Annotated in this window: 11 protein-coding genes and 1 riboswitch; of the genes, 5 read left to right on the top strand and 6 right to left on the bottom strand. The window is 30.8% G+C overall.

Annotated features, from left to right (window positions below):
- The coding region (locus tag Q3907_RS09740; protein ID WP_301898136.1) for a LytTR family DNA-binding domain-containing protein at window positions 1–643 on the bottom strand (643 nt) is incomplete at its 3' end.
- 50 nt (window positions 644–693) lie between these two features.
- Here Q3907_RS09740 and Q3907_RS09735 point away from each other — a divergent pair.
- Window positions 694–1,068: a DUF1016 N-terminal domain-containing protein gene (locus Q3907_RS09735; RefSeq protein WP_301898135.1), complete on the top strand. Its 375-nt coding sequence runs from the start codon at window positions 694–696 to the stop codon at window positions 1,066–1,068.
- Window positions 1,031–1,213: a PDDEXK nuclease domain-containing protein gene (locus Q3907_RS09730; protein ID WP_301898134.1), complete on the top strand. Its 183-nt coding sequence runs from the start codon at window positions 1,031–1,033 to the stop codon at window positions 1,211–1,213. Before Q3907_RS09735 ends, Q3907_RS09730 begins: the two co-directional genes overlap by 38 nt.
- On the opposite strand, the gene Q3907_RS09725 is transcribed toward Q3907_RS09730, so the two are convergent.
- The 4 genes from Q3907_RS09725 to Q3907_RS09710 form a co-directional block, all read right to left on the bottom strand.
- The gene (locus Q3907_RS09725) at window positions 1,206–1,526 is read right to left on the bottom strand and encodes an AAA family ATPase (RefSeq protein ID WP_301898133.1); all 321 of its coding nucleotides are present in this window, start codon (window positions 1,524–1,526) and stop codon (window positions 1,206–1,208) included. The two genes, Q3907_RS09730 and Q3907_RS09725, sit on opposite strands and share 8 nt — an antisense overlap.
- 170 nt (window positions 1,527–1,696) lie before the next feature.
- Window positions 1,697–3,316: an ABC transporter ATP-binding protein gene (locus tag Q3907_RS09720; protein WP_301898132.1), complete on the bottom strand. Its 1,620-nt coding sequence runs from the start codon at window positions 3,314–3,316 to the stop codon at window positions 1,697–1,699.
- Window positions 3,317–3,448: 132 nt separating this feature from the next.
- Window positions 3,449–4,546 carry a helix-turn-helix transcriptional regulator gene (locus Q3907_RS09715; protein WP_301898131.1) on the bottom strand — a complete coding sequence of 366 codons (1,098 nt, stop codon included), beginning with the start codon at window positions 4,544–4,546 and terminating at the stop codon, window positions 3,449–3,451.
- A gap of 92 nt (window positions 4,547–4,638) precedes the next feature.
- The gene (locus Q3907_RS09710; RefSeq protein WP_301898130.1) at window positions 4,639–6,270 is read right to left on the bottom strand and encodes an ABC transporter ATP-binding protein; all 1,632 of its coding nucleotides are present in this window, start codon (window positions 6,268–6,270) and stop codon (window positions 4,639–4,641) included.
- Window positions 6,271–6,415: 145 nt separating this feature from the next.
- On the opposite strand from Q3907_RS09710, the gene Q3907_RS09705 reads away from it, so the two are divergent.
- From Q3907_RS09705 to cytX, 3 genes are all read left to right on the top strand, one after another.
- Entirely contained in the window at window positions 6,416–7,678 is a 1,263-nt protein-coding gene (locus Q3907_RS09705) for a hypothetical protein (protein ID WP_301898129.1), read from the top strand.
- A 204-nt stretch (window positions 7,679–7,882) separates the two neighbouring features.
- A riboswitch (TPP riboswitch) is annotated at window positions 7,883–7,982 on the top strand.
- A gap of 116 nt (window positions 7,983–8,098) precedes the next feature.
- A complete protein-coding gene (gene thiD, locus Q3907_RS09700; RefSeq protein WP_301898128.1) occupies window positions 8,099–8,908 on the top strand; it encodes a bifunctional hydroxymethylpyrimidine kinase/phosphomethylpyrimidine kinase in 810 nt (269 codons plus the stop codon).
- Complete coding sequence (cytX, locus tag Q3907_RS09695) at window positions 8,905–10,068, top strand: putative hydroxymethylpyrimidine transporter CytX (RefSeq protein WP_003865411.1); 1,164 nt, start codon at window positions 8,905–8,907, stop codon at window positions 10,066–10,068. The genes thiD and cytX overlap by 4 nt, the downstream gene beginning before the upstream one ends.
- A gap of 355 nt (window positions 10,069–10,423) precedes the next feature.
- Here the strand turns inward: cytX and Q3907_RS09690 are convergent.
- Window positions 10,424–10,662 (bottom strand): zinc ribbon domain-containing protein (locus Q3907_RS09690; protein ID WP_301898127.1); only part of this gene is annotated, 239 nt, incomplete at its 5' end.

Raw genomic sequence — 10,662 nt, 5'->3', positions numbered from 1 at the left:
CTTTTACCTTTTTCCATCTTCGAACACTCACTGAAATAATCGTACCATTTAACATAATGATTTTATGATTCTTTACATCCAAATGATCCACTTTAGAAAAATTAATAAGCACATTATTATTTACTCGAGCAAAAGAATCCGATAGCGTTGCTTCTATTTCCTTTAGTGTTTCATTCACTAAAGATAATTTCGTTCCATCTTTCAATAAGACGAAGACGCCATTTTCAATTTTAAAATACAGAATATCATCCCTATACACATACCTTGTCTCATACGGTAAATTCAGTTCAATCTTCTCTAATTGATGAATACGATTTTCTACCTGATTTACCTTTTTGACTAAGGCTTCTTCTATTCGATTTTTCGTAACAAATCCTAAGACGTTTGTATCAAATGTATCGGCCATAGATTCACTATGACTACTTACATATACAATAAAGCGTTGTTTATCTGGATGTTTTTTTATAAATTCAATGCCATTTTGACTTCCTAATTCAATATCTAGCAACAATAAATCAAAATAGAAATTGGATTCCATATATTCTTCAACTGTGCAAAAGAAACAAAGTCTATGATTTAAATCTAATAGATTTCGTATTCTTTTTTGTTGAATCAAACTATCTTCTAATACTGCAATTCTCATAGGTCAATTATAATGGGTAATGCATTAAATGACAAAATTTAATCTTTAAGATGAATAATTTTTTTATTTTCGTAAATTTTATATTGCTTTTTGATGAACGAATTGTGAACGCATGCGTTCACAATTTCACTCGGTCATATTTTAGAACTCTTTTACGCGTACCTGACGAAAATGCTAGGTTATGGTATATGAATGAAGCTGCTAATGAAAATTGGAGTGTCAAGACATTAGACAAAAATATTAGTACACAATATTTTTATAGATTAATGCAATCTCCAAAGAAAAATGATGTTGTTAACGAAATGCTTCTGAAGAATTCAGAAAATCAAAAAAATCAGTTTGAATTAATAAAAAGTCCAATTGTCACAGAATTCTTAGGATTTAAAAATGGAGAAAATCACACATCAAGATGTTGGTCAAATTGATATGTATGTACGAATGTATGACGATTTAAAATGCAAAGAAGGGGATAATCCAGCACTTGGAATACTACTTTGTTCTGAAACAGATGAAGATATTACTAGATATTCTATCCTTCATGATAATGACAGTCTTTTCATGTTTAAATAACTAATTCAAATTTCGAACACAGTTGAATCTCATCAATCATTAAAACGTTATATTTCCCTTCCACATAATGTTCCATCGCATATTGATGTAAAAAATGATAATCTAATAAACAATCGTATTCTAATTCCTGAAGATTTATAGAAACAATGTTAATATTATCTTCATGTTTTAAAAGATATTCTTTGAACATTTCTAACAACACCGACTTTCCATTATCGCCACTTCTTCTAACACCAGTAATCACCTTTATATCCTGAGTCTTCGAAAATCTAATAAGTTGGTTTAAATATGAATCTCTTTTAAGGTGTTCCATAAGCCCCATTACCAAAAATTTAATTTTTTTATAATTTTGGTAATGATTTTTATGTTTCTGAATTATTGAATATTCCATGGCGGCAGAATAAACATGGAATATTCAGGTAGCAGGTAGATACCTGGGAATGAATTTAAATATAGTTTAAATCACTTCACATGTATTCTCTTTTAAAAGCTACTATTTATGTATTCTTCCACATTCATAGATACAATCTTTTTGTTTTCAAACAGTAAGACTTTATCGTATAAAGAAACTGTTTCTTTTGTTACTTTATGTTCTATAGACAATACTGTAAGATCTGGATTGGATAAAATGAATTGATGTATTCGATCTGAATTTGCTTTATCGATTGCAGAAAACGCCTCATCCAAGAAAAGCCATTTTTTATTTCTGTACATTGCTCTTGCCAAACAAATACGTTGTTTCTCTCCACCGCTTAAATTCAAATGTTCAAAATCAAGATTGTCTCTTTCCTTATCAAATATTGATTCTAAATTAAATATAGTTACTAATTCTTTCAAGGAATATTTACTCATTTTCTTTCCTAAAGTAATATTTTGTTCAAAGGAAAATGGTAATAAGTCATTATTTTGATTTACATAAGAAAACTTATCGGCATAGGTGCTAAATTGAACATCCTTCAAATCCTTATCGTTCACATAAATGCCATCTGCTTTTTTCTGCTTTGTTAAAATATCTAAAAACGTACTCTTACCATCTCCACTTTTTCCAATGACTAAATACTTTTTTCCCTGATCTATTACCAAATTACTTAAATCCAATATTTGACGAACACCATAAGAATAACTTAAATGCTTAATCTTAATGTCATGAATTTGTTCATCAAAAATAATGGGTTCATTCTCTTCAGAGCATATTGAATTATCCAACAGTTTTTGTAGAACTGGCTTAGAAGATTGAATCATGTTTCGAAGATTTGCATAATTAACGATCGGCATGATCACCATATTACTAGCTTGTGCAATTCCTAATAATTGTCCAACTGTTAATCGATTATAATGTATTAGCACAATTCCAAAGAGCAATGTCAAAAAAAACATGGCTTGAGAAATAAAAGAATTTATAGAAGTAAGTATTTTTATAAATCCATTATTTTTTAGAGTACTTTGTTCTAAATTCTTATTCTCAAGGTCCAGATTGTCACAAAATACTTTTTCTAAATTTAAAATCTTTATATCACTAAAACAACGACACAGATTTTTAATAGAACAAAGCCATTGCTTCATTGAATCCAAATAATTCATTTGATTCTTCTTTAAACTGTTTTTAAAAATACTATTTATTAAAATTGTTATAAAAGCACAAAAGAGCAAAAATATTAATATTTCTACACTTAGATTTGCGATATATAGACTTCCCAATATCAATGAAATAGTTAATGAGAACACATTTAATTTTGAAGAAACATAATTATCAATCACCACATTCACTTCATTATTAAATTCATTCAATATCTCACTGCTATCCTTTTTTTGAAACGATTCTATATTTCTGGAAGCATACGATTGATACAAATTTTTATTTAAACTATAACGTATTTTATTCTTCAACACCTCTACTACATATTGTTGCAAAGTGGAAACAATTAAATAGACACCTAAAAATACCAATACGATCACTATAAGGCTTGAAATTGAATCCAGAAGATGATCATCAAATATATAGCTCATCAAGATTGATTTTAATAGATCCACTACTGAATATGAAACAATGAGAATAAGCGAAATAAAATATAATACTTTATGATTCTGAACAAGTTTAAACATAAATAACCCCTTTTCCTTAGGACTATTATTTTTCAAGACAAAAGAAAAGGCAAGAAACTGTCATTGAGAAATAAATGGGTTTCTTGTCTATATTAAGTTCAATTTATTAGGTAATCTTGCACAAACTAAAAATTATATAAAATCATTTGCGACACAAATCTCTTTATATTTATGCAAGTATTCACAATTTTTTATGAATAAGAATTTAAATAAAGAAGAATCATTTTTTAATTCTTTTAATCGATTCTGATAGTCTACATTCAATTGATAATCATCATTTAGCATCATAGAGAAAACATCAATATACTTAGAATCATCTAATTCTTTGATTATTTTTTTCGCATATCCAACATTTTCTTTTAGAATCTCATATACAAATAAAACTTCTTTGTATTTGACTGCAAAAAAGTCATCCGTACATGATTTTAATCCTTTCTTTAAATATTGATTTCCCTTTTCCATACAATCTTTATGCTGTATCATAGTTGCTCCCAGATTGTAGAAAGCCAACATCCTATATCGTGAATCATACTGAGCGGCACTTGTGTAATATTTTTCAGCTTGATTTAAATCTATATCAAGACAAAGCCATCCTAATGAACAAAAGATTTCTGCAATCAATGTTTTATTTCCTAATTCAACCGCATAGTTTAAACATGTTTTATAAAGATCGTATGCCACAAAAACATTTTTTTGATATACATATAGATTGGCTTTGGCCTTCAACCTTCGTATAAATACCCATTCCTCATTATCAGATAGTTCCATATTTCCAGAAGATAATCTAAACAAATTTAAATATTCTCTTTGCGAATCATCCATGTATGAATAATACGCTTCCACTTCAGCAAGTGATATATTGATTTGAGAATTCATTTCGGAAGCATACAGTAAAAACAATTGATATTGAACAAATAAACAGGATGACACAACCTCATCTTTATATTCCAAAAGCTCATTAATTATCTTAAATACTTTTGAATCCGATGACATATAGTATTTAAAGAAAAGATCCAACATCTGTTTAATTTTTTCCTCTTTAATTGTATCCATCGTAGAAATCCCTAATTTTTTAAACAACAAATTGTATATATCATCATTTGCGACCAAGATATTATTTTCAATTTTAGAAAGATATGAAGGAGAACAAACCCCATGTGATAAAGCTTCTAATGATATGTCTAACTCTTTTCGTTGTTTCTTAATCAATAATCCCCTGTAATCATTCATGCACTGCCCACCTACTAATCCAAAAAGGAACTCATTATTTGTTCCTAATTATATCACGAATTAAATCTCATCACTGAATGTTGAAAGAGGTTCTAAATACGTCCCTTGTTTTTTAAGCTAAAGAAGTCCCCTTTATTTTTCATAAGTTCTTCAAATGATCCCTGTTCAACAATCCGTCCTTGTTTAAATACAAGAATACAATCAAACTTCTTTAGTGTTTCGTCAAAATATTTATGTGTTACATATAATACAGTTTCTTCTTTTAAATCCAATATTCGATTTTCAATTTCGATGGCCGTCTGTGCATCTAGACTTGCTGTTATTTCATCACACAAAAGTACCTCTTTTAAATGTGCGATTGTACGCGCAATCCCTATTCGTTGAACTTGCCCACCAGAAAGATTACTTCCGTCCTCACAAATATTCTGGTCTAATTTAAATTCTGGTAAATCTACAAATTTCATACATTTTAACAGTGTTTCATCTGTTTGTACAAGCTCCATATTCAAGTTATTTCGAATCGTGTCATCAAATATATGACTTTCCTGATGAATCATAGAAACATTCTTAGAATCCAAAACACTCACATTTCCTTTTTGAACTGGATAATATCCTAAAATCAATTTTAAAATTGTAGATTTTCCGGAACCACTCGGACCAACTATCGCATACTTTTTCCCCTTTTCAAATTTGAAAGATAAATCATCAATAATCATCTTACTTTCAGTATAGCCAAAAGATACATGTTCCAAATCGATATTTCCATCATAGTTTGATACAAACTTATTTGCCTGTCCATGAGAATCGATAATATTCAGTAGTTTCGAATTCACGTCCGACACCGACTTAAATCCAGCAAGATTGCTTGAAATATCATTTAAATTCGAAGTAAAATTATTAGAAACATTTACAATTGGCATCATATATATCATATCTAAATGTCCATATAATATCATCAATCCAATCACCAACATGAAAATCAATTGAAAAGTGGCCGCAATACAATTAGCCCAGTTTCCCGTCAAAGATATTGCCATATTTACATTTTTTTGTTTATATTCCATGTTTTCAATCCATTCTTTTCCTTTATCCACGAACTGTTTTAGAACGCCCAAATCCAATATGATATCGAAATTTTGAAATATCTCCTTTAATTTTGAATTATATATACCTGAATAAGAAGACAATTGGTTCGAATACTTTTTCAATCTTTTTTCCATCATCTTCGGCACCAAAAGTGTTGCTACTGCAATCACAACCATCATGAGTCCTACAAATACATGGATGCGAAGAATGTATATTAAAATAATAACAGACACAATGATATCGACAATCATACTTAATATTGGATAAAAGTAATATTCATCTACCATTTTTATATCATTGGTAAATAGAGATAACTGATTTCCTATCTTCTCTTTTTTAAACGTAGAATACGATTGATTCATCAAACTAGAATAGAGATCTTCATCCAAATCTGTTTTTAATTTTTTCCTATAAGTTGACTTCATTATTGAATTAATAGAGGTCGTCATCAATGTATATACAAGAAATAAAACACTTGCAAAAAGACATGTACCCGCTTTTTCAAAATGATTATTAAATGCAACATCCGATATTAATTGGATTACATACGCCAAAAACAAAGGTACAACCCCCGCAAATAAACTAGTACACAATGTACCTATAAAATATTTTTTATTTCTCAATATATATCGACACATTCTCATCCATCCCCTACTTAATTTAATAGTATATACCTACCACATCCCGTTATCTTTCTTTTTTAACAATTAGCTTCAAAAATTGATTCTTCTACACAAATATGAAAAGTGTTAAAATTAAGTGAATTATGAAGCGAGGAATGCTATGTATTATTTAAAGATCAATGATTCCGATAAAAAGAAAATTGGATACCTAATCCATCTATATCGAACTCAACAATTTAAACATCTATCACAAAATTCTTTTTTGTTAAATGAGTATAATGAGCCAATATGCACTCGACAAACACTTAGTAAAATAGAACAGGGTGTTATTATTAAAAACGATTCTATTTATGAAGAATTACTAAAAAAGGTGAATCTAAAATTCAATACGGATTATTGTATTGAAGAATTCCTGCCAACTTCCATTTTTTCTGATTTATTAAATGCTTGCGATTATTATAATTTAGAAAAGCTTATATCCATCTCTGAATCCTATATAAAACAATTAAATCCATTCAAAGAATACATTTTCTTTCATGAATACTACGAGTGTTTCAAATGGATCTACACCTATTATTCCTCATTTGAACTTCCGACTCTTCAAAGCACTGAATATATTATTTCCCTAAAAAACATTATCAATTCTAACCTCTATGAAGTCATGATAGATCTAGTTTTTAAGAAACGAACAATTAGTGGAATTTATGATTTTTCCTACTTTGATTTTAAAAATTCAAACAGCATGATTAATCGTGGAAACCATATGATGATTTTATATAATCAATCCAAATTGTCTGAAATGCTTGATTATTGTCAAGATTTAGAAGAGGAATATTCCAGTAAAAACAATTATATTCGTCTTCTCGACATTTATTCTCTAAAAGGATTTGCCTTTTCAAATACAGAAAAAGAAAAATTTGAAAAATTAGTTTCTCAAATAAATCATATAGTAGAAGCACACAATTCAAACATACCTAAAATTAAAATATCTCAACTTCTAAAGAATATCGGTCTACAAGCCTTTAGAATTGATATGTACGACATAGCCATAAATTATCTTGAACAATATATAGCTATGGATTCCCCTTATGCGAATATTGTAGGTATCGATTTATGCATTTCTTATCAAAAGACAAATAAAATCAATCAACTTAAATCCTTTATACAATCCAAAGAAGTATACAAAGGTGATAGCCAATACGAAAATCTTTTGAACTACTTCATTTTGAAATATAAATATCAAACTGACAATGATGAACTATCCTATTTTATAGTGAATAAAGTACCTATTATAATCGATAATACTATGGGGAAATATAAACAATTCTTTTATGAAGAATTAAGTATGCTTGTCGAACAAACCAAGCGTTATAAAGACTTGAAAACATATTTAGATTCAACCAGTGATATGTTACCAATTTGAAAAAGCGGAAATCGAACGAGTAATTATTTATCAAACTAATAATAATATTAGATATAAAATACATATTCAATTTCTCATTAGGAACATTCTCTCTATATTATTTGATGTTAGCATATAAATAGGACTAGTCAAAAAGAGAAAATCACCAACAAAGATTATTGAATGATTATTGATTTACTTGTTACAAAGGAACTATAATAAACATGTTGAAAAATGGGGAGCTGAGTGGCTGAGAGTAGGTTCGACCTTGACCCTGAAACCTGATTTGGATAATGCCAACGTAGGGATGATATCTTTATTGTATGTTAGCTGCAGATTAGGTTTTTCTGCAGCTTTTTGTTTTTTGATTAGAATATGGCGGCAAATTGGGGGCACCACCTTATGTCGCATTAAAAAAGTAATGCAGGAAGGAGATAGAAAATGAAAACAGCATTAACAATCGCTGGAAGTGATTCCAGTGGAGGCGCTGGTATCCAGGCGGATATCAAAACAATGTGCGCAAATCACGTATTTGCGACGAGTGCAATTACAGCACTAACGGCACAGAATACATTAGGTGTTACAGGAATTATGGAAGTAACACCAGAATTTCTTGGGGAGCAGCTAGATGCAGTCTTTACAGATATTTATCCAGATGCTGTGAAGATTGGAATGGTTTCTAGTTCTGATCTGATTCATATGATTGCTTCAAAACTGCAGGAATATAAGGCAGCTAACATTGTTGTGGATCCGGTGATGGTCGCAACAAGCGGCGCAAAACTTATTAGTGATGATGCAATTGAAACATTGAAAAAAGAATTGTTGCCTTTAGCAACAGTCATTACACCAAATATTCCAGAAGCAGAAGTTCTAGCGGATATGAAGATTGCAAATGAAGAAGAAATGATTATCGCTGCTGAAAAAATTTCTAAAAAATTTGGATGTGCAATTCTGGTAAAGGGTGGTCATCAAATCAATGATGCAAATGATCTGTTGTATAGAGATGACGCATATACATGGTTTCATGGAAAACGTATTAACAACTCTAATACACATGGAACAGGATGTACATTATCCAGTGCTATCGCATCCAATCTTGCAAAGGGATATGATTTGGATACATCCGTAAAACGTGCAAAGGATTATATTTCTGGAGCATTGAATGCAATGCTTGATCTTGGTAAGGGATCTGGACCAATGGATCATTCATTCGCAATTGATAATGAATATGCAAAGGAGAATGTTCAATGAAAAAAACTTCTTTGTTTGAAAATGCATTGATCTGGTTTGGTGCAGGTGTTTCTATTGCAGAAATACTGACAGGTACATATCTTGCACCTTTAGGATTGAAAAATGGTATTTTAGCCATTGTGGCTGGACATGTCATTGGCTGTATCTTATTGTTCCTGGCTGGTGTTATTGGTGGGAAAATGCGCTTAAGTGCGATGGATTCTACAAAGATGAGCTTTGGACAGAAAGGTTGTCTTTTGTTTGCGGCATTAAATGTACTGCAGCTTGTTGGATGGACAGCAATCATGATTTATGATGGTGCACTTGCGGCAGATGGTATTATGCATACAGGTGCATGGATCTGGTGTTTGATTATTGGTATCTTGATTCTTGTATGGATTGGTGTTGGTATTACAAACCTTGGAAAAATCAATACAGTTGCGATGGTTGCTTTATTTGTTTTGACTTTAATGCTTAGCAAATTTATCTTCTTTGATGGAAACAGTGCAGTTGTATGTACAGAAGCAATGACGTTTGGTGCAGGTGTTGAACTTGCAATTGCGATGCCTTTGAGCTGGCTGCCTTTGATCAGTGACTATACACGTGAAGCGGAAGATCCTGTGAAGGCTAGTTTAGTTAGTAGTATTGTGTATGGAATCGTTAGCTGCTGGATGTATTTGATTGGTTTAGGTGCGGCTTTATTTACAGGAGAATATGATATTGCACAGATCATGTTGAAAGCAGGTTTGGGTATTGCGGGATTATTGATCATTGTATTCTCTACGGTTACAACAACATTCCTGGATGCTTATTCTGCAGGTATTTCTAATGAATCTATCGTGCCAAAGTGGAATGGAAAACACGTAGCAATGGTTGTAACTGTTGTTGGTACAATTGCGGCAATTGTATATCCAATGGATAATATTACTGATTTTCTGTATTTGATTGGTTCTGTATTTGCTCCTATGATTGCAATCCAGATTGCTGATTTCTTTATTTTAAAGAATGATAAAAGAAATGTAGAATTTGATGTACTGAATCTTGTATTATGGCTTGTCGGATTTGTTGTGTATCGCTGTTTTATGCAGATTGATACACCTGTTGGAAATACAATTCCATGTATGATCATTACAATTCTGTTAAGTGTTGTAATTCACAAGATTATCAAAAAGAACAATTAAAATATAGATTTATGAAAAAATGAAAAAGGATGGAATGGAATTCTTGAAAATGGACTTGATTCGATCCTTTTTATATTGACGGTACATATTTGCTTCAGTATAGTTGAAGTATCAAAGGCAATGACGAAGAGCGCTGTTTTGCTAAGAAACTAATAAAAGAGTCCGACATTTGGTGAAAGCGGATAGTGGAAACAAAATCAGTAAATCACTTCTGAGCTTGTGTGCTGAAATATAGTAAGTATACACGTATTGAACCTCTCATCACTGAAGTGACGAGATTCTTGGGAACAGATTTCTTTTGAAACCTTTCTTACCGAGCTATCCCCGCAGTTCCTGCGGTTCTTTTTGTTTATTTTTAATTTGCTAATATGCCTTGCATCAATATATTGATGGATGCATTTACATCTCTGTCATGATTTGAATGACATTTTAGGCATGTCCATTCTCTTACTTTTAAATCTTTTGTTCCTTCATTCTTATATCCGCAACAATGACAGATTTGGCTGCTCGCATAGAATGTGTCCACTTTCTTGATCACTTTTCCATACCACTTTGCTTTATATTCTAGCTGTGTTGTAAACTTTGACCAGGATA

Origin of the sequence: uncultured Holdemanella sp. (assembly GCF_958348295.1) — a bacterium.
In the GTDB taxonomy this organism is placed as follows: domain Bacteria; phylum Bacillota_I; class Bacilli_A; order Erysipelotrichales; family Erysipelotrichaceae; genus Holdemanella.
The sequence above is the reverse complement of the archived record's forward strand: the minus strand, read 5'-3'. Positions and strand labels throughout refer to the sequence as shown.

Coding starts and splice junctions, on each gene's coding strand:
- Q3907_RS09735 (WP_301898135.1), top strand. CDS start 694: ATGAATAATTTTTTTATTTTCGTAAATTTTATATTGCTTTTTGATGAA.
- Q3907_RS09730 (WP_301898134.1), top strand. CDS start 1,031: ATGGAGAAAATCACACATCAAGATGTTGGTCAAATTGATATGTATGTA.
- Q3907_RS09725 (WP_301898133.1), bottom strand. CDS start 1,526: ATGGAACACCTTAAAAGAGATTCATATTTAAACCAACTTATTAGATTT.
- Q3907_RS09720 (WP_301898132.1), bottom strand. CDS start 3,316: ATGTTTAAACTTGTTCAGAATCATAAAGTATTATATTTTATTTCGCTT.
- Q3907_RS09715 (WP_301898131.1), bottom strand. CDS start 4,546: ATGAATGATTACAGGGGATTATTGATTAAGAAACAACGAAAAGAGTTA.
- Q3907_RS09710 (WP_301898130.1), bottom strand. CDS start 6,270: ATGTGTCGATATATATTGAGAAATAAAAAATATTTTATAGGTACATTG.
- Q3907_RS09705 (WP_301898129.1), top strand. CDS start 6,416: ATGTATTATTTAAAGATCAATGATTCCGATAAAAAGAAAATTGGATAC.
- thiD (WP_301898128.1), top strand. CDS start 8,099: ATGAAAACAGCATTAACAATCGCTGGAAGTGATTCCAGTGGAGGCGCT.
- cytX (WP_003865411.1), top strand. CDS start 8,905: ATGAAAAAAACTTCTTTGTTTGAAAATGCATTGATCTGGTTTGGTGCA.